The following is a 25,533-nucleotide window of genomic DNA, read 5'->3' as shown; positions in this document are numbered from 1 at the left end:
AATCTAAGACCGGACAAAAGAAACGCCCATTGCGGCCACGAACCCTGCTCACAACGCCGTGAGACAAGTCAGGGGAACGACGATGCGTGCACAGCGCGTTTGGAACGTGACGGGAGCCGCCAGCATCGGGCAGCTTCAGTCCAGATTAGACGATTTGAACAAGCGGCTCAGCCAGCTCGAGAGCCAGCATCCCGAGAGCTGGAGGATCGATGAACTGAAATCGAGCGCACTCGGCCTGTCGCGGGAGATCGACGACATCCGCTGCGCCGAGGCGACCGCCGCATTGCGCGAATTGCTGCGGAAGTAGCCGGCTCGACGAATCGGCGGTGGCGAAGTGATCCGCCGCCCGCCCTGCCATACCAATGGCGAGCGTGCAGCAAAAGCAAGACCGGCCGCCCCAGGCGAGCTTCATCTCGCGCGAGGCGGCCGGTGCTGTTTCCAGGCTGGTTTTGTCTACGTAAACACGAAGTATTCGCTGTGAAGGCTCGCGACCGTGGCCGCCTTGATCAGCATCGTATCGTGGCTGTCCAGCGTGATCAGGACATCCGAACCCTGCTGGGCCATGTGAAGATCGTTGAAGCTTGCGGCAAGCGCTGAGCTGACCGAGATCTTGTCCGTGCCGGCTGAAGTGCTGCCGGTGTTGAAGCTGTAGACCGTGTCATTGCCGCCCTGATAGGTGACGGTTGCGCCGTTGGTGGAGCGGAAGTAGAAAGTATCATCGCTCGTGCCGCCAGCAAGCTTCAGATTGTCGGCATAGGCGTAGACTTCGTGCGCCCCGCTGGTGTGGGTATATTCGCGCATCGTCAGATTGCTGCTGGCGTCCGTCGTGTCGGTGCGGATATCACCGGTCCCATCCTGGCTGTAGTAGTCCACGGCACGGGAGCCGTCAGCACTGATGAGCGTGTGATTCAGGATCGCGCCAGTGCTGGAGTAGTTGGAGATCTCCTTGCTGCCATCCGCATTGTGCTTTTCGAGATAGTCGTAGCTGCCATCGGAATGGAAGCGTTCGGCAAGCGTGACATTGCCGCCGGCGTCACTGGTCTGATGCGTCGACGTGTATGACTGGCCGGTGATCTGATAGGCATAGACGTCCGACGAGCCGTCCTTGTGAAGGATGCTGTCCTTTGCCAGCACGCCGTTCGTGTAGGACTTGTTCTCTGCACTACCGTCCAAATTGGCCGTATATTCGGTCAACTTGTTGCCGGCCAGGGTGTCGTAGGTGGCGGTGGTCGTACCGGTCGAGGTGGCCGAGACCTCCGTGCTCAATTTGCCGGCGCTGGTATAATAGTCGTAGAGCTTCGAACCATCCGAGTGGTAGGCCGCCGTGTAATCGTAAGTGCCGTCGGAGTGGAAACGTTCGACCAGCGTGACGTTACCGCTGGCGTCGTTGGCCTGATGCGTCGAGGCATAGGACTGGCCGGTGATATTGTAGGTGTAGACCTCGGACGAGCCGTCCTTGTGCAGGACATTGTCCTTCATCAGCACGTCGCCGGCATAGGTCTTGTTGTCGGCACTGCCATCCACATTGGCTGTATAAACGCTGAGCTTGTAACCAGTCGTCGTGTCGTAGGTCGTTGTCGTGGTGCCGGTCGACGTGACGGCTATTTCGGAGCTGTGAGCCCCCATGGTCGTGTAGTAGTCGTAGACCTTGGAACCGTCCGCGCCATAGGCCGCCTTGTACTGATAGCTTCCGTCGTCATGGAAGCGCTCGATCAGCGTCACCCCCCTCGCGTCACCCATCTGGTGCGTCGAGGTGTAGGACTGGCCGGCGATATTGTAGACATAGACCTCTGACGAGCCGTCCTTGTTCAGAACGTTGTCCTTCATCAGCACGCCGTTGGCATAGGCCTTGTTGTCGGCGCTGCCATCCGCACTGGCCGTATAAACGTTGACCTTGTTGCCCGTCGTCGTGTCGTAGGTCGTTGTCGTGGTGGCGGTCGACGTAACGGCTATTTCGGAGCTGTGAACGCCGGTGGTCGTGTAGTAGTCGTAGACTTTGGAACCGTCCGCGTTATAGGCCACCTTGTACTGATAGCTGCCGTCGGCATGGAAGCGCTCGATCAGCGTCACCTTGCCGCTCGCGTCGCCCACCTGGTGCATCGAGGTGTAGGACTGCCCGGGAACATTGTAGACATAGACCTCGGAAGAGCCGTCCTTGTTCAGGACGTTGTCCTTCATCAGCACGCCGTTGGCATAGGCCTTGTTGTCGGCGCTTCCATCCGCATTGGCCGTATAGACGTTCACCCTGTCGCCGGTCGCCGTGTCATAGGTCGTTGTCGCGGTGGCGGTCGACGTGACGGCTATTTCGGAGCTGTGAGCGCCCGCGGTCGAATAGTAGTCGTAGACCTTGGAGCCGTCCGCGTTGTAGGCCACCTTGTACTGATAGCTGCCGTCGGCATGGAAGCGCTCGACCAGCGTCACCTTGCCGTTCGCGTCGGCGACCTGGTGCGTCGAGGTGTAGGACTGCCCGGCGATGTTGTAGACGTAAACCTCGGACGAGCCGTCCTTGTGAAGGACGTTGTTCTTCATCAGTGCGCCATTCGCATAGACCTTGTTGTCGGCGCTGCCGTCCGAATTGCTGGTATAGACCCGGAGCTTGTCGCCGGTCGCGGTATCATAGGTCGCCGTGACCGTGCCGGTGGACGTCACCACGACTTCCGTGGCTAACGCACCGGTGCTGCTGTAGTAATCATAAACCTTGGAACCGTCGGTGTTGTACGCGGCCTTGTATTGATGGCTCCCGTCGGCGTGGAAGCGCTCGATCAGCGTCACCTTGCCGCTCGTGTCGTAAGCGGTGTGATCCGACGTGTAGGATTGGCCCGCAACGCCGTAGTGATAATAGTCGACCCGCCCGTCGGCCAGTGTGATGCTTTTCGAGACAATGGCGCCACTCCTGCTGACACCCCAAACGGTGGTCTCGGTAAGCGTACCGCTGGCGTCGAAATCCTGTTCCTGGGTCCAGCCCGCTCCGCCCCAGGTGATGGAGAAGGAATAGCCGCCGTCGACCTTCGCGAGCAGACCGCCATAATGGGAAATGACATATCGCATGGTTTCAGGCGACGAGACCGCCAGAACATGCGAGTCGCTCAAGGTCACCTTCTCGAGTCCGGCGACGCGCGCCAGAGTGTCCATCTGGGCGACGAAGTCGGCCGATGTCATGGTGAGAGCGGAGTCCACCGTCGTCGTGCCTTCGTCCGCAGCGGCGGTCGCGCCGACTTCGATGACCAGCGGGCGATCGCTGAGATCGATCTGGATCGCGCTCGTATTGTAATACACCGCGACCGGCGCCGTCCCCTTCAGCGGGTCATAGACGTATATGGCGCTTTCCACCTGCCCGAACTGAACGGTAACGGTCGTTGGCGGCGTATCGATTTCGGTCTGAGTGGTATTGTCCCATTTGAGCGTGTCGGCCCATACCACGAGGTCGCTGACGGCGCCGGACTTGTTCATCAGCATCGTATGCGTGTAGCTGGGCGCATTGGACAGCGAGTAGCTGATATCCGCGCCGGTATGAGCGCTGCCGTCGTCACCGTGACTCAGAATGGTCGTCAGATTGTGGACTGCGACGGCGGCTTCCTTCGGCGTCCCGTCAGTATTGAAAAGACCGAAGTGGGCCTCCTTGTCGCCACGAGAGACCGAGGAAGGCGAGTCAAACAGCTCGTAAAGATATGTGGCGGAAGATCCGTTTTCATATGCCAACAGCAGATTGGAGAGCACAAGCTTCGCCTGCGCATCTTCATTGACGCCGATTCCGGCGGTGCTGGACAATGTCGTATAGCCGGTCTCGGTCACGATGACCGGATCGTTTGTCGAAATATCCTTCGCCAGAGCGAGGTCTTGCTCGATCTGGCCGTCGGCAAGCGCCCCGGTCTGCACATAGACGTGTGCATTCGCCGCATCCGAATAGGCGCTCATGTCGCTGACCGTCGCATTCATCGCATCGGTCTGGTTTCCGATACTGAAGTTGACGACGGTGACGTCGCTGAGGACGGCGTTGGCCTTCACAGCGGCGTAGAGAGCCTCCTGAAATGCCGCTGCGCCTTCGAGCGACGTCATTCCGTTGTAGGAGAAGGAATTGAGATTGGCTTCGTTGATGCCTTCGATGGACAACAGAAGGCCCGGGTGTTCCGTCTTGAACTCCGCGAGAGCACTGACATAGCTGGCCAGCCCGCTGCTGCCCGCCGCGGGAAGGGTATAGCTGACGCGAAAATCGAAAGAGACACCCGCATTGGCAAGCGCGTCGATGACTGCATTTCCATGCCCGAATGCGCTGTAGGAGTCGCGAACGTGACTGATGCCCAGATAGTCGAGACTGCTGATGATCAAGCTGGAGTTCGTGTATGTGTCGATATAACTGCCTGCGTTGGTGTTGATACCGAGAGAGTTCAAGAAGCTCGATGCAGTGGTAACAGTTGACATGCGTAGAGAGTCCCATTGGCCATTGGGCTTAGACTGGCAGCCAGTTCTAAAAAACTCGCTGCAAGAAAGCTAAAATTGTGTGGCTTCCCCATGATCTTCGCCGATCATTCCTCATCGTTGAGGATGTCGTCCTCATCAAGACGCAGGAGGAACGAAAACACGGCGGCGTTGCCGGAACTGTTGCGGAAATAAGGTGAGTGCCGCGACGACGGAGTGATGATCGACAGAAGCTGCCCTTCTTCTGTGCACCCTCATCTTCAAAACTCGTGACAATGCCGCGGCATTTTGCAGCGCAAGCGCGCGGCCGGCTTCGCGTTGCTCAACAACTGACGCCAAGAACGCGCGTCGTCCTTCGCTGACTAAATCATGAGCAGTTCCACGTCGGCCCAGCCCGCGACGTCGCGTCGTCGACGTTTTCGATCGTGACGCCACCGGGTTTCTACGGAGCGGGCGGAACGACATCACGCGGATCGTCGCGCGTGATTCGGCGAAGACCGAGGAACCAACTTCGGGCCTTGCCATTTCCATGGTGAGCATGGAGCAAAATCATGACCAGGCACCTGACGCGAGCGCATCTCGCACGCGGTGTGGCCGGCGCGGTTTCCACGCTGGTCCTGTGCGCGACGGCGGCATTCACCATCGCGCGCCACTTCGCGCTGTGAGGGGACATTGGCATGACGTCCGAGCCCGAAGAATCGGTGCGGCTGCAAGGTTACGGCGAAATGACGCTGCGCACGGCGATCACGACGGTGATGCTGCTGGCGCCGGGCGAACGCGCGGAGGCCACGATCTTCCGGGTCCGTGATGGCGTGCGTCTGGCCGCCAGCGAGATCGCTGAGCTCGCATCGGAATGGGGCATCGCGCCGGTGGCTGAAGTCTGGTCACCAAGACTGGCCCCGGATCAGCACTGGTCCGACATCGTCCGCGGCATGGTTCGCGAGGCCCCGCTGCCGTCGCTGATGGTGGCGTTCATGCTGGGCGTGCTGGTGACGCGGCGGTGAGGTCGCCGCCGGCCCGCTTTCATGGCAACGAGCCCTGACGATTTCTCAACATCCATTGATTCAGGTCGGCCCGACCGTCATTTCACGATCCGCGAGTTCGATGAAGACCGGTTGATGATCGGACGCGTCAGTTTTCCCATTGACATCAACGTGGGTGATCCGACCGATTAGATCCTCCGTCGCGAAAATGAAGTCACGGCAATCAGGTCCCGCGGTCCACTGCACATGGTCATATAGTCCGCAAGTTGGTGACCGCTGCCCGTCCGGGCCGTTGGCGGTCCAGGCATCGCGATAGTTGAGGCCAGATCGGTCAGAGCGGTCGATCATCGCATGCTGCGGATCGGTGACGTCGAAATTGAAGTCGCCGCACATCAGGCTCGTTCGCGCCACCGTCTGGCTTTCATAAGGCTCATCGGGCTGACTGGTCGGTGCCCTGGGGCTTGTCGAGGCGTCCTCCTGCAAATCGAGCAGGCGCATGACCTGCGCTTTGCGCTGAGCAACCGAATGATATTCAAGATGCGTATTGACGATGCGCACGGGGCCGAAGGCCGCTTCGACCGTCACCTCCAGCGCGTGGCGCCGCATGCTGCGTCCCGTGCCGGCACCCGGCCAGGGCAGGATGTGATTGTTGATCTGAACGACCGGGATGCGCGACAGGGTCATGTTGCCGAAGCGATGCAGCCCACCTGCCTGATCGACCGTTTCGATCGCCGGCCGGAATATTGCCAAATAGCCCGGCAGCAACGCAGCGAGTTCTGCGCTCTGATCGCCTCCGCGATCGTGCCTTGAGAAGTTCGAGCTTACCTCCTGGAAGCAGAAGACATCCGCATCGCACGTCTCCCTGGCGATCCTGACGATCCTCGCCAGATCGGTGACGCCGTCGCAGCCCTTGCCGCACTGAATATTCCACGTCAGAAGCCGCATCAGCGAATACCCGCGCGCATGAAGGATTGGACAAACTGCCGCTGGAACAGCAGGAACGCGATCAGCAGCGGCGCCATGGTCATCACGGTTGCCGCCGTGATGACTGACCAGTCCACTCCGGTCTCTGGCGCGCCGAATACTGCGAGGCCGACGGTCAGCGGCCGCGCCTCCACCGAATTGGTGACGATCAGCGGCCACAAAAAATTGTTCCAATGGTAGCTGACCGAAACGAGACCGAAAGCGATGTAGGTCGGGCGCGCCAGCGGGACATAAACCCGCCACAGAATTCCCAAAGGCCCTGCCCCCTCGACCCGGGCGGCCTCGACCAGTTCCTGGGGCACGCTCTTGAACGTCTGCCGCAACAGGAAGATACCGAAGGCGCTGGCGAGATAAGGCAGTGCAATCGCAGGGATGGTGTCGAGCAGACCGAGCCTGGCGATGGCGCGGTAGTTCTCGACGATCAGCACATCGGGCATAATCATCAGCTGCAGCAGAACCAGCGCAAAGGCGATGGTGCTGCCCCTGAACTTGAAACGCGCGAAGGCATATGCCGCCAGCGTCGACAGGACGAGTTGCCCGACCAGCACCAGCGTCACCAGAACGATCGTATTGAGGTAGTAGCGCGCGAACGGCGCTTGCTTCCAGGCCCGCTCAAAGTTCTCCAGCGTCCAGGGCGCCGAGAGACTGAACGACGTCGCATAGGCGGCCGGATGCAGCGCGCTCCAGAACGCATAGGCGAGCGGCGCGAGCCAGACCAAAGCCAGGACCCATGCAGCGACCGCTTCGACAGGATGCGTCCGGTCCCTCATTGATAGTGGATCCTGCGATCGAGATAGCCGAATTTGACCAGCGCCACGGCGCTCAACAGCAGCAGAAGCACGACCGTCAGCGTCGCGGCGTAGGACGAATCCTGGAAAGTGAAGGCGACTTCGTAGATGTAATAGAGCAGCAACGTGCTGGCGTTGTTCGGACCGCCCTTGGTCATGATGACGAGGTGGTCCACCAGCTTGAACGAGTTGATCACGGCGTTGATGGCGACGAACAGCGTGGTCGGCATCAGCAGCGGGAACGTAATCCGGCGGAATGTGTACCAGCGGCTCGCGCCCTCGATCGACGCAGCTTCCTCGAGATCCGGCGAGAGCTGCTGAAGCGCGGCGAGATAGAAGATCATGAAGAATCCGGCCTCCTTCCAGATCACCATCACGATCAGGCAGCCCATCACCGTGGAGGGATCGCCGAGCCAGTTCCAGCCGCCGAGACCGAGCAATCCGCGCAATTGATCGAGCAGGCCATAGTCCGGCGTGTAGAAGAACAGCCAGATGTTGGCGACGGCGATCATCGGCAGCACCGTCGGAGTGAAATAAGCCAGACGCAGGAAGCCGCGCCCGCGCATGTTGCGATTGACCCAGACCGCCATGACGAGTGCGAGCGCGATCGACGTCGGGATGGTGCCGAGCGCAAACCAGAAATTGTTGACCAGCGCCTTCCAGAAGATCGGATCGGCCGCCATCGCCTGATAGCTGTCGAGGCCAACAAACACCTCGGTGCCGTTCCGTTTGGTGATGAACAGCGAATGCCGGATCGTCGCCAGGATGGGGTAATGGGTGAACGCAACCAGCAGCACCGCCGCCGGCAACAACAGCAGCCACGCGTTCACGGCATTCCACCACGCCTGCGATCCGGCGCGGCGTTCGGGAATTGACGATGCGGCTGTGGTGTCGGTCATTTCTGAGGAGCGGGATGGCGGCGTACCACCATCCCGCCTTTTTTCCTTACTTCGAGGCGCGCAGTACGCGGTCGGACTGCGCTTGCGCGGCAGCCAGCGCCTCCTGCGGCTTTTGCGTCCCCGTGACGGCGGCCTGAACAGCGTCATTGACGAACTTGTAGATGCGGCCGTTCTCGTGAACCGAGAGCTCTGGCACCGCATGCTCGAGCTGGTCACGCGCAACGGTCGCCTGCGGGAAGCCCTTGGCGTACTCTTCCATCGCCTTGGTCTTGTAGGCGGCAGGCGACACGGCGACATAGCCTGTCTTCATGCTCCATTCCGCCGCGCGCTCGGGCGCCGTCATCCACTGGATGAATTTGACGGCCGCCTTTTGCTGATCGGGAGAAGCGCTCTTGAAGACATAGAAGCTGCCGCCACCGGTCGGCGATCCCCTCCGCTCCTTGGCCGGGAGCATGGCGACGCCGAACGGGAATTTAGCGGCGTCCTTGACGGCCGTGAGGTTTCCGGTCGTATGCCACATCATCGCCGTCTTGCCTTCGAGGAAGTCGGTGCGCAGCGTCGCCCAGTCGATGCTGCCGGACGGCATGACATTGTGCTTGCGGGACAGGTCGACCCAATAGTCGAGCGCAGCCACCGTCTTCGGCGCGGTCAGGTGGACTTCGGTGCCGGCCTCGTTCATCATCTTCTGGCCGTTTTCGATCGCCAGCGCCTGCAGCATCCAGTAGCCGTAGCCGGTCGTGGGGATCTCGACGCCCCAGCGTGTGGTGTTGCCGGAGCTGTCCTTCTTGATCAGCTTCTTCGACATTTCGGTCATCTCGTCCCAGGACGCCGGCGCCTTCTCGGGATCAAGACCGGCCTCCTTGAAGGCCTCCTTGTTCCAGTACAGCACGATCGTCGAACGCTGGAACGGGATGCTCCAGGTCTTGCCGTCGACCTGCCCGTTGGCCATGAACGCCGGATAGAATTCCTTGAACCACGCCTTGTCGCTGACGAGATCGTCGAACGGCACGATGGCGTTTTCGTCCATCAGCGTGAAGACGTCAGTGGATAGCAATACCGACAGCTGCGGCGGCTGGCCGCCTTTCATCGCAGTCATCGCCTTGGTCATCGTGTCGGTGTAGTTGCCGGCGTACACCGCGGTCACCTTGATGTCCGCGTTCTCCTTCTCGAAGCGCGCGACCATGTCGTCGACGATCTTGGTGACGGGACCGCCGACCGCGACGGGATAATACATGGTGAGATCCACCGCAGCCGCCGGACGGGCCGCACCAAGGGAGAGCGCAGTGAACGCCGCGGCCATCAACAGTGTTCGTCGAGCAAACATTTTGGTCTCCTTCGTGTCTTGTCCGACCGCTCTGGCGCGGTGCCCCTCATTGAGAGGATGCGGCCAGCCGGTCCTCGTTCGCGATGTTGTCGAGCCTGACTTCCGATTTCGAATCGAAACGGTGTTCGTGCGCGGCGTTCCAGGCGATCCTGACGTCGTCGCCCGGCTGAACCTTGCTGAATCCCTCCAGCCGCACTGAGATCGGCTGCCCGTCGATCTCGCAGAGAACGATGCTGTCGGCGCCGAGATGCTCCACGGCCTTGACGCGTGCGACATGGTCGCCGTCGGCGGCGATGCGAACATGCTCCGGCCGCACGCCGATGAGACGGTTGCCCTGGCGCACGAGATTCATGGGCGGCGTGCCGATGAAGCGCGCCGTGAACGCCGTGGCCGGGCGGTTATAGAGTTCTTCGGGCGAGCCGTTCTGCTCGATGCGCCCGTCCCGCATCAGCACGACGCGGTCGGCCATCGTCATGGCCTCGGTCTGATCGTGGGTCACATAGACCATCGTCATGCCCAGGCGCTGCTGCAGCGCGCGGATCTCGGTACGCATCTCATGCCGAAGCTTGGCATCCAGATTCGAGAGCGGCTCGTCCATCAGGCAGACGCGAGCTTCCGCGATGATGGCTCGCCCCAATGCGACGCGCTGGCGCTGACCGCCGGACAATTGCGACGGTTTGCGTTCAAGGAGATGACCAAGACCGACGATGTCGGCAACGCGCTTGAGCCGCCCATCGCGCTCGGCGCGCGAAACGCGGCGCACGCGCAAACCGAATACGATGTTCTCAGCCACGCTCAAATGCGGAAACAACGCGTATGACTGGAAGACCATCGAGATCTTCCGCTGCGCCGGAGTGAGGCGCGTGACGTCAACGCCGCCGATGCTGATCGTGCCGGCATCGGCTTCCTCGAGACCAGCGATCAGGCGGAGCGTGGTGGACTTGCCGCATCCGGACGGCCCGAGCAGGACCAGCAACGAGCCTTCGTCCGCCGTCAGGCTGACGTCATCGACCGCGCGCATCACGCCCCAGGACTTCGAGATGCGGCTCAGCGTGATCGCTGACATGGCCGGTTCGCTCTCGATTGCGATGATCCAAGCACAGCGCAGATGCCGCCACGCAAGGGCGTGCGTTGCTCACGCGGAGCCGCACAAGGTCGGTCACGACGCGCAGACCGAACCATCCGTCCCTCCCCTATGGCCACGCAACATTCATCGGCATAGCGATTATTGTGTTCATATGAACATAACATGACAGCATATGAAACAGGAATTTGCGCCTCCCCTGTTCGAATGATACTTTGGTCGGCACGGAGAGCCCATGCTCAACACCCCGACCGAACGTCAGGCCCACATTCTGGAGATTGTGCGCGAGGAAGGTTTCGCCTCGATCGAGCACCTGTCGACGCGCTTCGACGTCACGCAGCAAACCATTCGCCGTCTCGTCAATGCGCTCTGCGATCAGGGTCTGCTTCGGCGCATCCATGGCGGCGTCAGCCTGCCGGTGCAGAACCAGAACCTCGCATACGGCAGCCGGCAAGGCCTCAACGCCAACGCCAAGCAGCGTATTGCGCACGCGACCGCAAAATTCATTCCCGATGGCGCGTCGTTGATGATCGGGCTCGGCACGACGCCGGAATATGTCGCGCGGGCGCTGTCGCACCGCCAGGACCTGCGCGTGATCACCAACAATCTGAACGTCGCTGCGGCGTTCGCGCAAAACCCGGACGTCGAGATCTCGATCGCCGGCGGCACCCTCCGCCCGCTCGACCGTGACATCGTCGGCGAGCCGGCCGCGCGTTTCTTCGCGGACTTCCGCGCCGACTACGGCATCTTCGGTGTCGGCGGTGTCGACCAGGACGGCACGCTCCTGGATTTTCACGCCGGCGAGGTGTTGGCGCGCCAGGCTATCGTCGCCAATTCCCGCGTCGCCGTGCTCGTCGCCGACACCACGAAATTTGGCCGCAACGCGACGGTGCGCGGCGGCCGTCTCGACGACTGCCACCATCTCTTCACCGACGGGCCGTTGCCGGCGGCTTTCGCGCCGATCAGCGCTGGTTATGCCGATCGCATTCACACGTCGGATGCCGTCCGCCCCTTGGCCGTGCAGCGCGCACGGAACTAGCCAGCGCCGATAGAAATCCGAACGCGCCCGGGCTGTTGCCAGCACATCATCCCTATTCGCACGCGATCGCGCATGCGCGCGATTTGCGTCCGAACACCGCGTGGAACCGGCCCCGGCCTCGGGCCATCTTGTCGCGGTTGACTTGTTATAACATTTGGGCAAATGTCCTAACTAACCGGAAGCAAAAAATCCGGATTTTCGGGAGGACAGCATGACGTCATTCAAGCCGACGCGACGAACGCTACTCAAAACCGGAACCGCGGCTGCGGCTCTGGCGACGTTTGGGCCTGGCATCCTGCGGCACGCATCCGCACAGGACGCCGACCTCGCGCCGTACAAATCCGCACAAATCGACTGGCAGCAGGTTTCCGGCGAGACCATCACGGTCGCCGTGATCCCGGCGAGCTATTTCGAAAACCTGATCACGCTGGCGCCGCAGTTCAAGGCGCTCACGGGCATCGACGTCCGGTTCGAAAAAATTCCACCTGCGCAGATCCGGCAGAAGAGCGTCATCGACCTGACCTCGAAGACCGGCACCTACGCGACCCACGCCGCGGACCCCATGTATTACGCGCTCTACGCCGCGAACAAATGGGTCGAACCGCTTGACACCTATTTGAACGACAAGTCGCTGACGGATCAGGCCTGGTTCAAGCTCGACGACATCATCCCGGCCTGGCGCAGCGCCAATGGCATCGACGGCAAGCTCTACGGCATGCCCTATGACGGCGAGGTCACCATTCAGGTCTATCGCAAGGACCTCTACGACGCGAAGGGCCTCAAGCCGGCCGACACGCTCGAAGCCTACATGTCGAACGCGGCGGCGCTGAACACGCCGAACGATCGAGTCTGGGGCGCAGCGCTGCGCGGCGTCGCCGGTGCCGGCCAGAACATGTACATTTATCCGTCGATCTTCCGCGAGTTCGGCGGCGACTGGATGAAGGGCGGCAAGCTCACCGTCAACGGCCCCGAGGCCGAAGCGGCGCTCGCCTGGTACGTCGACATCATGAAGAAGTATGCGCCGACGGCGGCGGCCAACTGGAATTGGCCCGATATCGCCGACGCTTTCTCGCAAGGCACCGTCGCGAGCTACATCGACGCGCATTCGTCGGCCTCGGTGATCAACAATCCCGAGAAGTCGAAAGTGATCGGCAAGGTTGCCTATGCACGCTGGCCGAAAGGTCCCTCGGGCAAGCGCACCACCTCGATCTGGAACTGGGGCTTCCCGATCAATTCCGCGCTGCCGGAGAAGAAGCGGAAAGCGACCTGGCTGTTCATCCAGTGGGCTGCGAGCGCCGAGACCCAGGCGCGCACCGCGCATCGTTTCGCCGGTCCCACCAAGCGCTCCGGCGTCAACCGCACTTCGGTCTGGAAGGATCCCGACTATATCAAGCTGATGAACGGCTTTGGCGAAAACTTCGTCGAGGCTGCGATGGGCGCACTCCAGGACGACACCGATGTCGACTGGCGTCCGCGCGTGCCGCAATGGCCTGCCATCGGCGATACCATGGCGACCGCGATCCAGTCAGCCCTCTCCGGCCAGGCCACGATCAAGGCCGCACTGGACGACGCACAGCGCCGCATCGAACCGATGATGCGCGGCTAAGCCATGGCGACGACAGTGGTGACATCGGCCGACATTGCGAGCGAGGCGCCTCGCAGCGATTTCGGCCGTGTCTTGGCGCAGCGCGAGCGCCGGTTTGCAGCAGCGCTGCTTGCACCGGCGTTTCTTGCGCTGCTCGCCACGACGACATTTCCGCTGCTGTTTCTGATCTATACCAGCGCGTTCCGGACGGATCTGGCGATGCCGTTCACCAACGGCTTCGTCGGGTTCGAGAACTACCAGGTGCTGCTCTCCGACGAGCGCTTCTGGACCTCGCTGCTGGTGAGCCTCGTCTATACCGGGTCGACCGTGGCGCTTCAGGTCATCATTGGGCTGGCGCTCGCCTTGCTCGTCATGGACATGAAGCGCGGCCAGGGCTGGTTCCGGGTCATCGCCATCCTGCCGGTTGTGCTGTCGCCGGCCGTGGTCGGCATGATCTGGCGCACCTTCATGCTGGCGCCGGAATTCGGCATCGTCGACTTCCTCGCGATCAATGCGGGGCTCGGCAGCAAGAACTGGCTCGGCGATCCCACGCTCGCGATGGTCTCGGTGATCGCGATCCACACCTGGCAGTGGACTCCGTTCGCGTTCATGGTGTTGCTGGCGTCCCTGGCCTCCTTGCCCGAAGACATCTACGAAGCCGCGCGGCTCGACCGCGCCTCCGCCTGGCAACGCTTCCGCCGCATCACTCTGCCGTTGCTGCGCCCCGCGATCGTGATGGTCATCATCATGCGGACCATGGTGGCGCTGACCGCGTTCGCGGCGATCTTCACGGTCACCGCCGGCGGTCCGGGCACCGCGACCGAGATCCTCAATCTCTATGCTTATCGGAAATCCTTCACCGAGCTGTCGATCGGTTACGGTTCTGCGCTCGCGGTCGCGCTCTTGATCGTGACCATCATCATCTCCGGCATCCTGTTTGCGATGCGGAGGGCGAGATGACCGCAAAGCGCCTTCGCGTCTTCGCTCTGCTCGCGATCTCCGTCGTCTTCCTGCTGGCTTGGGCGTTTCCGATCATCTGGAGCGTGCTGAACTCGCTCAAGACCGATTCCGACGTGCTGGCCTATCCGCCCAAGCTGGTATTCGCGCCAACGCTCGACGCTTATCGCGACGTGCTGTTCGGTTCGGGATCGATCCTGCCGAACCTGCTCTCCAGCGTCATCATCTCGGTCGGCACCACCGTGGTCACGATGCTGATGGCGGTGCCGGCGGCCTACGCACTGGCGCGCCTGCGCTTTCGCGGCAAGAGGTTCGCGGGCTTCTACGTGCTGGCGACCCAAATGCTGCCGCCGGTCGGCATCATCATTCCCTACTTCCTGGTGCTGCGGAATATCGGCTGGATCGACACCTATCAAGGCATCATCCTGATCTATCTGTCGTTCTCCCTGCCCTTCGCGATCTGGCTGCTGGTCTCTTATTTCGAGGACATTCCCTTCGAGATGGAGGAGGCCGCCTACCTCGACGGTGCGAGCCGACTGAAGACGCTGTGGCGGATCATCATTCCGCAGGTTCGCGGCGGCATTGCTGTCACCGTCGTGTTCGTGTTCCTCAATGCGTGGAACGAATTCCTGTTCGCCGTCGTGCTCAGCGGCAACACGGTGCGGCCGGTCACGGTCGCCATGTTCAATTTCGTCTCCGTCGAACAGACGCTGTGGGCCAAGCTCGCAGCGGTCTCGGTCCTTGCCATGCTGCCTGTCGTCGTTCTCGGCGTGGTCGCGCAGAAGCATATCGTGAAGGGCCTGACGGTCGGTGCAGTCAAAGGCGGAGGGCGCCGATGAGCGGCCAGGGTCAGGTCAGTTTTCGCAACATCGTCAAGATGCACGGCGAGTTCGCCGCGCTCAGGGGCGTCAATTTCGACATCAGGCCGGGCGAATTCTTCGCCCTGCTCGGTCCCTCCGGCTCGGGCAAGAGCACGACGCTGCGCATTCTCGCCGGCCTCGACGCGCCGACAGCCGGCCGCGTGCTGATCGACGACAAGGACGTCACCTCGACCGACGCACGCGACCGCGACATCGCCATGGTGTTCCAGAGCTATGCGCTCTACCCGCACATGACGGTGGCCGAAAACATCGCTTTCCCACTCGAGATGGCCAAGCTGCCGAAGTCAGAGATCGCGCCCGCCGTGAAGGACGCGGCACGCAAGGTGAAGATCGACCATCTGCTCGACCGCAAGCCGGGCCAGCTTTCGGGCGGACAGCAGCAGCGCTGCGCGCTGGCTCGCGCCATCGTGCGCAAGGCGCGACTGTTTTTGCTCGACGAGCCGCTATCGAACCTCGACGCCAAACTGCGGCTGGAAACACGCGCCGAGTTGAAGAAGCTGCAGCGCTCGCTGGGCGTCACTGCCGTTTATGTCACGCACGACCAGGAAGAAGCGATGACGCTCGCGGATCGCATGGCAGTGTTCATGTCCGGCGAGATCCAGCAGGTCGGGACGCCCGCGGAGGTGTTCGCACGACCGAACTCGATCGACATCGCCGGCTTCATCGGCAATCCCCCGATGAATCTCGTTCCCGCCCGTTACGTGGACGGCGACGTGATCGTCGCCGGTCATCGTCTGAAGACGACGACCACGACCGCAGGTGAGCGCGATGTGGTGGTTGGAATTCGCCCCGGCGCCGTGCGCATGACGCAGGGCGGACTTGGTGCGCGCGTCGACCTGATCGAAGACCTCGGCGATACCGCCGTGCTCGATCTCGACTGCACCGGCACCATGATCCGCATGCGCGTCGCCGACGGCAACATTCCCGGCGAAGGCGACACGATCTCGATCACCGCCCGTCCCCAGGACGTTCATTTGTTCGACCCAGCGACACGCATGCGGCTCTGACCATGGCTGTTCAAACGCGCAAGAAGAAACCCGCTCCGCTCGGCAGTGATGTGGTTACGGAGGGCTCGACGCCCCTGCATATCCAGATCCGCGAATCCATTCGCAGCCAGGTACGCAACGGCAAGCTGATCGACGGGACCGGCCGCCTGATGACCGAAGCCGAACTCGGCCGTCATTTCGGCGTCAGCCGCATCACCATTCGCAACGCCATCGCGCCCCTGGTCAACGAAGGCATGTTCGACCGCTCGCGCGGCCGCGGCACCTTCCTGCGCTCGAACCAGCCTGAAAACTGGGTCGGCCATCTCATGGGCTTTTCGGAAACGATCCGCGACGCTGGCTACCAGGCCGGTGCAAAGATACTGCAACAGGGCATGACCAATCGGCACGACGCCGCCGCTCGCGAGCAGCTTCGCGAACGCGCCGTCTGGCAGCTTCGACGTCTCCGGCTCGCGGACGATACGCCAATTGCGATCGAGCACGCCCTCTACCCGCCGGACATCGGCCTCGAGCTCGAGAAGCGCGACCTCATCTCGATCATCATGTACCGCGTCTTCGAGGACGAGCTCGGCCTCGCCATCAAGGACGCGCAGCAGACCATCAGCGCCGATCTCGCCGACGCGAGCAGCGCCAAGCTGCTGGGCGTGAAGATCGGTTCGCCGCTGCTCTCCATCGAGCGCGTCACTTTCGGCAAGGACGGGCGGGCGCTGGAGCTGCTGCGCGCCGTCTATCTGCCGAAATACTTCCGCCTCAGCATCAGCCTGACGCGCCGCCACTAACACCACCACACGTCGATAACGAGGACACAAACATGCCGAATGGCGCAAAAACCCCCGACAGGCCCAACATCCTGCTCATCCTCAACGACGACATGGGCTTTTCGGACATCGGCTGTTACGGTGGCGAGATTCAGACGCCAAACCTCGATCTGCTCGCGGCCAACGGCCTGCGCTATTCGCAATTCTACAATACAGCGCGCTGCAGTCCCTCGCGCGCATCGCTCCTGACCGGCCTGCATCCGCACCAGACCGGCATCGGTATTCTCACCTATAGCAACGGGCCGGAGGGCTATGCCGGCAATCTGAACAAGAGCTGCGTGACGATTGCCGAGGCGCTGAAGAGCAAGAACTACACGTCCTATCTCAGCGGCAAATGGCATATCGCCAGCAGCCTGACCTCGCCGACGGACGCCTGGCCGATGCAGCGCGGCTTCGACCACTTCTACGGCACCATTATCGGTGCCGGCAGCTTCTATCATCCGAACACGCTCACGCGCGGCAACGACAATATCGAGCACGAGGCCGTCAAGGACCCCTCGTTCTTCTACACGGACGCGATCAGCGACCAGGCGGCCGCCTTCATCCGCCAGCACAAGGCGGAAAAGCCCGACGCGCCCTTCTTCCAGTATGTCGCCTACACGGCGCCGCACTGGCCGCTTCATGCCCATGATGAAGATATCGCCAAATACAAGGGCCGCTTCGATGCGGGCTGGGACAAACTGCGCGAGGAGCGCCTCAAGCGGCTCGTCGACGACGGCATCATCCATCCGAACTGGCGCCTGACCGATCGCGATCCCACCCAACCGCCGTGGACCGACGCAGAACAGCGCGAATGGACGCTGCGCTGTATGGAGGTCTACGCGGCCCAGATCGACCGCATGGACCAGGGCATCGGCCGTATCCTGAAGGCGCTCGAAGAAACCGGCCAGACGGACAACACGCTGATCATCTTCCTGTCCGACAACGGCGCGTGCGCTGAGGACATTCCGGAAGGCGTCACGGCAAAGGAGCTGGTCGATCAACTCATGATCGCGCAAGCCAAGACCCGCGATGGCAAGCCGGTGCGCTTCGGCAACGATCCAACCCTGATGCCCGGCGCCGAGGATACCTACCAGAGCTACGGCACGGCCTGGGCCAATCTCTCCAACACACCATTCCGGCTCTACAAGCACTGGATCCACGAAGGCGGCATCGCGACACCATTCATCGTGCACTGGCCGCGCGGCATCTCCGAGAAGGGCGGCTTGCGGCACAATCCGAGCCAACTCACCGACGTGATGGCGACCATTCTCGACGTCACCGGCGCGACCTATCCGAAGGAATATAACGGCAACGCCATCCTGCCCTGCGAGGGCGAGAGCCTCGTGCCGTCTTTCGCATCGGCTTATGGCGGCCGCGGTCCGCTGTTCTGGGAGCACGAGGGCAATGCGGCCGTGCGCGTCGGCAAGTGGAAACTGGTGCGGAAATATCCGGGGCCGTGGGAGCTCTACGACATGGAGACCGACCGCACCGAGATGAACGATCTGGCCGCGCAGCACCCGGATCGCGTCCGCGAGATGACGGCGGAGTATCAGCAATGGGCCGACCGTTGCGGCGTGATTCCGCGCGAAAAGATTCTCGAGCTGATGAAGGCTGAAGGCGGCACCGCCTTCTGGGAGGAAGAGAAGCAGAAATAGGACATGACTGGGGATCGTTCGCATTGCTGCCCCCAAGGCGTCGTCGGCAAAGAGCCGGCGACGGACAGCGGTGCGCAAGCAGCGATCCCTCTCAGTCAAACCCCGATCCCGCGCCGCTGGAGCTCGCCGATCGGCGGCACCTTTCACATGGGATCTCCCGACAGGGGCTTTGTTGAAGATGGCGAAGGCCCGGTGCGGCCGGTTACGTTGTCACCGTTTGCGATCGCATGTCATGCCGTGAGCAATCTGCAGTTCGGCGATTTCGTCCGTGCCACAGGCTACACGACGGAAGCCGAACGCTACGGCTGGAGCTTTGTCTTCGAAGGCTTGCTGCCCGACGAGATGCGCAGTGCGCATACGGCGCGCGCCCGGGAAACGCCGTGGTGGATACCCGTGCGGCATGCCTATTGGGCGCAGCCGGAGGGACCGGCGAGCAGCATTCTCGCAAGGCTCGATCATCCCGTCGTCCACGTCTCCTGGAACGACGCACAGGCTTACAGCCAATGGTCCGGCACTCGCCTTCCTACCGAAGCGGAATGGGAGATGGCCGCGCGCGGCGGATTGGACCAGGCCACCTATCCCTGGGGCAACGAGCTGCAGCCCGGCGGCGAGCATCGCTGCAATATCTGGCAGGGCAACTTTCCCGACCGCAACACCGTGGATGATGGCTATTTCGGTACGGCTCCCGTTCACACGTTCGCGCCAAACGGATTTGGCCTGCACAATGTCGCCGGAAATGTCTGGGAATGGTGCGAGGATTATTTCTCACCGAACTATCACCGCCTCACGCTGGCACGAGACCCCTTGAACAGCGAACTAGCTGCCAACCGATCCATGCGTGGTGGATCCTTCCTCTGCCACGAGTCCTATTGCAATCGCTACCGCGTCGCGGCGCGGAGCTCCAACACGCCCGATTCGTCGTCGAGCAATATCGGCTTTCGCGTCGTGCGCACCGAGCCGCTGCGGGATCCGGCATAGGATGGAGCGGACAGGACTAGCAACAGAGTCATCATGACGCATGTTTCATTGTTCAAGCGAGCATCAGCGACGAAACTCAGTACTAAAATCGTCGCGAAGCCGTCATTCCATTTATCGCCAGATTGCACGGCGACGCCGCGTGAAACGCTTGCCCTATGTGGAGCCCGGAGATCCCACGCCAAGGGCGTCATGATCCGTGCGTTGAAGGGAGCGGTGAGTACGGTTCTGCTCGCAAACCATGGTCCTGTAGTAGCTGGTCCGGATCTAGGAAGCGCCGTGTTCGCCGCAGAGGAGCCCGAGTAAACTGCGAAGCTGATAAGCTTTTCGCAAGACTGAAAAGGTTTCCGCATTTTCCTTATCGGTTGGTCAATTGACTCCGTTCGTCGGCTTTCCTTATCCGTCAAGCAACTGCCGGTACTGCGAGCGAGGGGGGCACTAAGCGAGAGCTTCAACATCTTTCCAGGAATCGCTTATTCAATGGGGGCACGCCGCGTGTGCCAATCCGTCACTGATTGGAAGGCGTAGCCGGCGCGAGCAAGCGTATCCTCGGACAGATGCGGCCCCACGAGTTGCATGCTGAGCGGCAAGCCGTCAGACGCGACGCCGTTCGGCAGCGTGATGGTCGGACTGCCCGAGAAGTCGAACACCGCGGTGAAGCGCAGAATGCTGAGCAGCACATTTGGATCAGCGCCGTATTCGCCCATTTTGGTGAGCGTCGGGATCGGCACGGGCATGGTAGGGATAAGAAGCAGGTCGATGTCGTCGAACAGCGCGGCGAGGCGACCGCAGAACTTCAGCCGCTCATGGTGGATCTGCGCGGTGTCGACGCCGCTCACCGACCTGCCCTGCTCGATCAGTTGCGCCAGATCCGGGCCGTATTCCGACTTCCGCGACGGATAGGTCTCAAGATGCGCCTCCGCGGTCTCGATCGAGCACATCGGAATCCACATGCTGACGAGCACCTCGTAGGCCGGGAACTTGACCTCGCGGATATCGGCTCCGAGCGCCGCAAGGGTGCATTCGGCTTCGAGCAACGCCGCGACCACCTGCGGATCGATTCCGTTTTGGGTGTAGCTGCGGTCGACGCCGATCCGCAGGCCCCGGATACCGTCGCCAATCCTGGCCAGATAATTCGGCACCGGCGCCCGCAGAGCCGTCGGATCATTCACATCGGCGCCCGCGATGACGCCGAGCATGGCGGCCGCATCGGCCGCGCTCCGGCACATCGGCCCGACATGGTCGAGCGAATCCGCCAGCGGAAAGACGCCGTGCCGGCTGACACGTCCCCAGGTCGGCTTGATCCCTGTCAGCCCGCAAGTTGCCGATGGAAACCGGATCGAGCCGCCGGTATCGCTGCCGATCGAGCCGAAGCAGAGCCCCGCCGAGGTCGCCACGCCCGATCCGCTTGACGATGATCCGACCCAGTAGTCGACGCCCCAGGGATTGAGTGGCGCCTGGTCGTCCGGATGATGGCTGGTGTAGGCGCCCTCGGTCATCTTCAGCTTCCCGAGCGTGACGGCACCAGCTTGCTCGAGCCGGTCCACGATCGTCGCGTTGAAGGACGGGACGAACTTGGCGTGGATCGTGGTGCCGCCGGCCGTCGGCGCGAAGGTGGTGTAACAGAGATCCTTCAGTCCGATCGGCACCCCGTGCAGCGGCCCGCGCCAGATGCCTTTTGCAAGCTCGGCGTCGCAGCGCTTCGCCTGCGCCATGGCGCGCTCGGCGAGGACGAGTGCGTAACCATGAAATTTTCCGTCGAGCTTCGCTATCCGGCTCAGCATGGCCTCGGTCACTTTCGAGGGCAGCAGTTCGCCCCGGCGGAACAGCTCGGATAGCTCGGTGATCGACTTGTAGTGAATTGGATCGGCTGACATCTGAAAGCCCTGCTGTTGTCGGAAACGGCTTCGCCCACCGGCGCCATGGACGGCCGGGCCTTGTGAAAACGCGACTCGGGATGCCCCTAGAATTGCACCCCGCGGGTGAGCGCACCATCGACCACGAGATTGGTCCCGGTGATAAAGCTCGCCGCCTTGCTGGCGAGGAACACCGCGCCGTTCGCCATCTCCTGCGGTGTGCCCATGCGGCCGGTCGGATTCAGCGCCAGCGCGGTCTTGTACAGCTCGGGATTGCCGTCCTTGATCTGGTTCCAGACACCGCCCTCGAAATAAGTGTTGCCCGGCGACACGGAGTTGGCGCGGATGCCCTTGCCGGCAAGCTGGAAGGCGAGTCCTTGCGTGTAGTGGATGATCGCCGCCTTGAACGTGCCGTAGGGACCGCTGGCGAAATCGACCTCGCGACCCGACACGCTGGAGATGGTGACGATTGCGGCGGCCCTGCTCTTCTCCAGATACGGCATCGCCGCATTGACCAGCCGGACCGTGCCCATCATGTCGGTGGAGAACTCCTTCTCCCAACTCTCCTCATCCTGTCCGATCGACAACGCGCTGACATTGGCGACGACAATGTCGATACCACCGAGCTTCGAGGCCATGTCCTCGACCCAGGCCTTGAGTGCCGGGCCATTGGAGACGTCGACCGAACTGCCGAACGCAGCGACGCCTTTCATCTTGATCGCGGCGACAGCGCTGTCGACGTCGGCCTGGTTGCGCGCACAGATGCCGACATTGGCGCCTTCCGCCGCGAAAGTGTCGGCGATTGCCCTGCCGATGCCCTTGGTGCTACCCGTGACGAGAACCTTTGCTCCCTTGAGTCCCAGATCCATGTCCATTCCCTCCCTTTTGACGACTTGAAAACGCGAGCGACCGCTCAGAGCAGGAGCTGCTCGCGAACATTGTCCTCGTTGACTTCGTCGCCCGCCAGCGACTGCGTGATCTTGCCCTTCTCCATGATGTAACAGCGCTCGGCGATCGCCAGGATCGTATCGAGGTTCTGCTCGACGAAGATGATCGTGGTTCCGAGCTCGTTGCGGAACGATCTCAGCGCCTCGCAGATGTGTTGGACGATCGAGGGCTGGATGCCTTCGGACGGCTCGTCCAGAATCATCAGGGATGGATTGCCGACCAGCGCGCGGCCGATGGCAAGCTGTTGCTGCTCGCCGCCCGACATGGTGCCTGCCGCCTGCCGGCGGCGTTCCTTCAGCCGCGGGAAATACTCATAGACGAGCTCCGGCAGCTTCTTGCCGCCGGGACCGCCGATCAGCTCCCCGACCTGAAGGTTCTCTTCAACGGTCATCTGCGGAAACACGTCACGCCCTTGCGGGATGTAGCCGAATCCCGCCCTCGCCCGCGCATCGGCCTCGAGCTTCGTGACGTCCTGCTCCATGAAGCTGATTGTGCCGCGCCATGTCTGCAGCAGGCCGATCAGGCAGCGCATCAGGGTCGACTTGCCGACGCCGTTGCGGCCGATCACGCCGACGATCTCGCCGCGCGAGACCGACATGGTGACACCCTGCAGGATCGGCGTCGCGCCATATCCGGCCCACAATTCCGAGACGTCCAGAATCCGACCGGCGGGATTGGGTTTAGTGAGCATGGGTTTTACCGAGATAGATTTCCGCGACCTTCTCGTCCTGCAGGATGCTTCCGAGATCGCCGCGCGCGAAGATCTTGCCGAGATGCAGCACCGTGACGCGCTGGGCGACCTGACGGACGAAAGCCATGTCGTGCTCGACGACCAGCACCGTCATACCATCGGCATTGAACGACTTGATCAGTTCGCCGGTCTTGAAGGTTTCCTCAGGCGACATTCCGGCCGTCGGTTCGTCCAGCAGCAGGAGTTGCGGCTTCAACGCCAGCGCCATCCCGATCTCGAGCCATTGCTGCTGGCCGTGCGACAGCGCGCCCGCGAGCTTGCCGCTCTCCGCCGCGAGATTGAGCAGCGTCAGCAGGCGATCTTCCTCGGCGACGCGTTCCGCGCCCGACACGCGATCCTGCAGCGCCGTCTGGATGTTCTGCCGGACCGGGAGCTCCTTGAACACGCTCGGCGCCTGCATCTTGATGCTCATGCCTCGCTGCACGCGCGCGTAGGGACGCTCCTTGGTGATATCGACAGTGCCGAACAGGATGCTGCCCTCGGTCGGGGGATAGAGACCCACGATCAGCTTGAACAGCGTGCTCTTGCCGGCGCCATTTGGCCCGATCAGGCAATGAACCTCGCCGGCGTTGACCGTAAGGTCGACACCGGAGACGGCGGTCAATCCACCGAACCGCTTGGAGACGCCTTTGACTTCGACCAGCGCCATGATCAGGACTTTTCCGACTGCAGGCGGCCGGCTTCCGCCATGATGGCAACGTTATTCCGGCGTCGTCCGTGCCATCGGTCCGCGACGAACTTGCCGATGCCGAGCACAAAGCCCTGCGGTGCCAGCATCACCGTGGCGAGCAGCAGCCCGCCCATCAGCACCAGCGCGGCCTGCTGGCTATAGACCGTAATGGTCTGGAAGCCGAACAGCAGCAGGAACGACCCGACCAGCGTCGCGGTCAGATCGCTGCGGCCGGAGAAGGCCACCCATACGATCGGCATCGCAGCCGCCGGCAAGCCGACGCTGGACGGCGTGATGAACTGCCCCCAGGACGTGTACAGCGCGCCGCTCAAGCCAGCGAGGCCGCTGCCGATCACGAAGGTCAGCAACTGATATTTTCGGACATCATAGCCCAGCATCTCCGCCCGCTGCGGATTCTCGCGCGTCGCCACGATGACGTTGCCGATGCCCGAATTCACCAGCATGCGCAGCGCCAGATAGACGATCACGATCAGCGCGACCATGACGTAGTAGAGCGCTGACCCCTCGATATAGAAGTCGCCCACGGTCAACGGGTCCATACCCTTCATGCCGTTGAAACCGTTCAGCCGTGCCGGGCCGATATGCCATTCCGGTCCGGCCGTCTGGCCGAGGAAGAAGGCCAGAACCAACGTCGCGGACAGCGTCACGATGCCGAAGAAGATGCCGTTGATGCCGCCCCAGATCATGAAATAGCCGAGGATGGCCGCCGCGATCATCGCGAAAACGACGGACAGCACGAGCGCCGCGATCGTTGCCGTGCCACCGCCCATGTTGATCGCGAGCACGCCATAGCCGTAACCGGCAATGCCGAAGAACAAGGTCTGGCCGAACGACAGCATGCCGCCATAGCCCCACATCAGGCAGAGGCCGAGCGCCATGAAGATCCAGATCAGGAAATAGGCGAAATTGCCGACGTCGTAAGAGTCCGCGAACAATGGATAGGTCAGCGCCCCTACCAGCACGATCAGGAAGCACGACCAGAATATCTTGCCGCGTCCGAGCGTCTGTGGGCCTTCCAGCAGCTTGAACATCACGGATTCCCCTTAGCGCCCACGCCGAACCAGCACGCTGGAGAGCCCTTCGGGCAGGACGCGGATGATCAGGATGACGGCCACCAGCATGCCGATCTGCCCGATAATCTGGCCGTAGCTCGCATTCAGCGCCATTCGGATCATCGCCAGGAACACCGCAGCCGGCGCCGTTCCAAGCAGCACGTTCGCTCCTCCGATCACGACGGTCACGAAGCTCTCGACCACGAAGGTCGCTCCCATGGTCGGAATCAGCGTCATGGTCGGCGCGTACAGCGCCCCGCAGAGACCGGCGAGGCCGGTGCCGATCCCGAAGCTGATGGCATAGATGCGGCCGGTGCGCGCGCCGAGCGCCTTCGCCATCGCGGCGTTCTGCATGGTCGCGCGGGCGATCACGCCGAACCGTGTCTTCATGAAGATGATGTAGAGGCCGGCCAGCACGGCCACCGCGCAACCGAACAGCACCAGGCGATAGGTCGAGAACGTATAGCCGCCGATTGCAAAGCTTCCCTCCGGTGTCCCGATGCCTCGCACAGCGGAGCCGACGATCAGGAGCATCGACTGCGTCACGATGAGGCTCAGGCCCCAGGTCGCGAGCAGTGAATCCAGCGGCCGCTTGTAGAAGCGTCGCACGACCAGGAACTCGACGACGACACCAATGAGTCCCGCTGTCACAGCAGCCACGATCTGGGCAATCGCGAGCGGCACGCCCAGGTTCACCAGGCCGACCGTGACATAGGCGCCGCACATGATGAACTCACCATGCGCCATGTTGATGACGCCCATCATGCCGAACACGATGGCGAGGCCTGCGGCCGAGAGAATGAGGAACGCAAACACGTCGGCGAACTGATAGAATACCGAGAAGACTTCAGCCGACATCTT

The 25,533-nt window shown here is 62.1% G+C and carries 22 protein-coding genes and 1 pseudogene; 11 read left to right on the top strand and 12 right to left on the bottom strand.

Annotated elements, in window-relative coordinates; all coding sequences use genetic code 11:
- The first annotated feature begins 82 nt into the window (after positions 1–82).
- Positions 83–307 carry a hypothetical protein gene (locus JQ631_RS01225; protein ID WP_212323151.1) on the top strand — a complete coding sequence of 75 codons (225 nt, stop codon included), beginning with the start codon at positions 83–85 and terminating at the stop codon, positions 305–307.
- Positions 308–453: 146 nt separating this feature from the next.
- Here the strand turns inward: JQ631_RS01225 and JQ631_RS01220 are convergent, their stop codons facing one another.
- The gene (locus JQ631_RS01220) at positions 454–4,419 is read right to left on the bottom strand and encodes a hypothetical protein (protein ID WP_212323149.1); all 3,966 of its coding nucleotides are present in this window, start codon (positions 4,417–4,419) and stop codon (positions 454–456) included.
- A 674-nt stretch (positions 4,420–5,093) separates the two neighbouring features.
- On the opposite strand from JQ631_RS01220, the gene JQ631_RS01215 reads away from it, so the two are divergent.
- A complete protein-coding gene (locus JQ631_RS01215) occupies positions 5,094–5,420 on the top strand; it encodes a hypothetical protein (RefSeq protein WP_212323148.1) in 327 nt (108 codons plus the stop codon).
- Positions 5,421–5,480: 60 nt separating this feature from the next.
- Here JQ631_RS01215 and JQ631_RS01210 read toward each other — a convergent pair whose 3' ends face one another.
- Genes JQ631_RS01210 through JQ631_RS01190 form a run of 5 tightly spaced genes read right to left on the bottom strand, consistent with a single transcriptional unit; the run spans position 5,481 to position 10,460 of the window.
- Positions 5,481–6,344, bottom strand: a complete 864-nt coding sequence (locus JQ631_RS01210) for an endonuclease/exonuclease/phosphatase family protein (RefSeq protein ID WP_212323145.1) — start codon at positions 6,342–6,344, stop codon at positions 5,481–5,483.
- Positions 6,344–7,153, bottom strand: coding sequence for a carbohydrate ABC transporter permease (locus JQ631_RS01205; protein ID WP_212323141.1), 810 nt, complete (start codon positions 7,151–7,153; stop codon positions 6,344–6,346). The genes JQ631_RS01210 and JQ631_RS01205 overlap by 1 nt, the downstream gene beginning before the upstream one ends.
- The gene (locus JQ631_RS01200) at positions 7,150–8,070 is read right to left on the bottom strand and encodes a carbohydrate ABC transporter permease (protein ID WP_212323138.1); all 921 of its coding nucleotides are present in this window, start codon (positions 8,068–8,070) and stop codon (positions 7,150–7,152) included. The genes JQ631_RS01205 and JQ631_RS01200 overlap by 4 nt, the downstream gene beginning before the upstream one ends.
- A 46-nt stretch (positions 8,071–8,116) precedes the next feature.
- Positions 8,117–9,394 carry an ABC transporter substrate-binding protein gene (locus JQ631_RS01195; protein WP_249160076.1) on the bottom strand — a complete coding sequence of 426 codons (1,278 nt, stop codon included), beginning with the start codon at positions 9,392–9,394 and terminating at the stop codon, positions 8,117–8,119.
- Between the two features lie 46 nt (positions 9,395–9,440).
- Entirely contained in the window at positions 9,441–10,460 is a 1,020-nt protein-coding gene (locus JQ631_RS01190) for an ABC transporter ATP-binding protein (protein WP_212323135.1), read from the bottom strand.
- Between the two features lie 253 nt (positions 10,461–10,713).
- Between JQ631_RS01190 and JQ631_RS01185 the strand changes: the two genes are divergently transcribed.
- The 9 genes and pseudogenes from JQ631_RS01185 to JQ631_RS32225 all read left to right on the top strand — a co-directional run.
- Positions 10,714–11,517 (top strand): DeoR/GlpR family DNA-binding transcription regulator, encoded by an 804-nt coding sequence (locus JQ631_RS01185; RefSeq protein ID WP_212323133.1) that lies wholly within the window; start codon positions 10,714–10,716, stop codon positions 11,515–11,517.
- 211 nt (positions 11,518–11,728) lie between these two features.
- The gene (locus JQ631_RS01180; protein WP_212323130.1) at positions 11,729–13,123 is read left to right on the top strand and encodes an ABC transporter substrate-binding protein; all 1,395 of its coding nucleotides are present in this window, start codon (positions 11,729–11,731) and stop codon (positions 13,121–13,123) included.
- A gap of 3 nt (positions 13,124–13,126) precedes the next feature.
- Positions 13,127–14,062: a carbohydrate ABC transporter permease gene (locus tag JQ631_RS01175; protein WP_212323127.1), complete on the top strand. Its 936-nt coding sequence runs from the start codon at positions 13,127–13,129 to the stop codon at positions 14,060–14,062.
- Positions 14,059–14,898: a carbohydrate ABC transporter permease gene (locus JQ631_RS01170; RefSeq protein ID WP_212323124.1), complete on the top strand. Its 840-nt coding sequence runs from the start codon at positions 14,059–14,061 to the stop codon at positions 14,896–14,898. Before JQ631_RS01175 ends, JQ631_RS01170 begins: the two co-directional genes overlap by 4 nt.
- Positions 14,895–15,947: an ABC transporter ATP-binding protein gene (locus JQ631_RS01165; RefSeq protein WP_212323122.1), complete on the top strand. Its 1,053-nt coding sequence runs from the start codon at positions 14,895–14,897 to the stop codon at positions 15,945–15,947. Before JQ631_RS01170 ends, JQ631_RS01165 begins: the two co-directional genes overlap by 4 nt.
- A gap of 2 nt (positions 15,948–15,949) precedes the next feature.
- Positions 15,950–16,723, top strand: coding sequence for a GntR family transcriptional regulator (locus JQ631_RS01160; RefSeq protein ID WP_212323120.1), 774 nt, complete (start codon positions 15,950–15,952; stop codon positions 16,721–16,723).
- A gap of 32 nt (positions 16,724–16,755) precedes the next feature.
- A complete protein-coding gene (locus tag JQ631_RS01155) occupies positions 16,756–18,399 on the top strand; it encodes an arylsulfatase (protein WP_212323118.1) in 1,644 nt (547 codons plus the stop codon).
- 84 nt (positions 18,400–18,483) lie between these two features.
- Complete coding sequence (locus tag JQ631_RS01150) at positions 18,484–19,377, top strand: formylglycine-generating enzyme family protein (RefSeq protein ID WP_433995512.1); 894 nt, start codon at positions 18,484–18,486, stop codon at positions 19,375–19,377.
- A gap of 148 nt (positions 19,378–19,525) precedes the next feature.
- Positions 19,526–19,677 (top strand): annotated as a pseudogene (locus JQ631_RS32225) (class II aldolase/adducin family protein); the annotation flags it as partial.
- Positions 19,678–19,847: 170 nt separating this feature from the next.
- Here the strand turns inward: JQ631_RS32225 and JQ631_RS01145 are convergent.
- The 6 genes from JQ631_RS01145 to JQ631_RS01120 all read right to left on the bottom strand — a co-directional run bounded on the left by JQ631_RS01145 (position 19,848) and on the right by JQ631_RS01120 (position 25,530).
- Positions 19,848–21,251, bottom strand: coding sequence for an amidase (locus tag JQ631_RS01145; RefSeq protein WP_212323116.1), 1,404 nt, complete (start codon positions 21,249–21,251; stop codon positions 19,848–19,850).
- 86 nt (positions 21,252–21,337) lie between these two features.
- Positions 21,338–22,099, bottom strand: a complete 762-nt coding sequence (locus JQ631_RS01140; RefSeq protein WP_212323113.1) for an SDR family NAD(P)-dependent oxidoreductase — start codon at positions 22,097–22,099, stop codon at positions 21,338–21,340.
- Positions 22,100–22,143: 44 nt separating this feature from the next.
- The gene (locus tag JQ631_RS01135) at positions 22,144–22,869 is read right to left on the bottom strand and encodes an ABC transporter ATP-binding protein (protein ID WP_212323110.1); all 726 of its coding nucleotides are present in this window, start codon (positions 22,867–22,869) and stop codon (positions 22,144–22,146) included.
- The gene (locus JQ631_RS01130; RefSeq protein ID WP_212323107.1) at positions 22,859–23,578 is read right to left on the bottom strand and encodes an ABC transporter ATP-binding protein; all 720 of its coding nucleotides are present in this window, start codon (positions 23,576–23,578) and stop codon (positions 22,859–22,861) included. The genes JQ631_RS01135 and JQ631_RS01130 overlap by 11 nt, the downstream gene beginning before the upstream one ends.
- A 2-nt stretch (positions 23,579–23,580) precedes the next feature.
- Positions 23,581–24,651 (bottom strand): branched-chain amino acid ABC transporter permease, encoded by a 1,071-nt coding sequence (locus JQ631_RS01125; RefSeq protein WP_212323104.1) that lies wholly within the window; start codon positions 24,649–24,651, stop codon positions 23,581–23,583.
- A gap of 12 nt (positions 24,652–24,663) precedes the next feature.
- Positions 24,664–25,530, bottom strand: a complete 867-nt coding sequence (locus JQ631_RS01120) for an ABC transporter permease subunit (protein WP_212323100.1) — start codon at positions 25,528–25,530, stop codon at positions 24,664–24,666.
- Between the last annotated feature and the right edge of the window lie 3 nt (positions 25,531–25,533).

This window comes from Bradyrhizobium manausense (genome assembly GCF_018131105.1).
Lineage (GTDB): Bacteria > Pseudomonadota > Alphaproteobacteria > Rhizobiales > Xanthobacteraceae > Bradyrhizobium > Bradyrhizobium manausense_B.
Note: the sequence above shows the minus strand (reverse complement) of the source record. Positions and strands in the feature narration are given on the sequence as shown.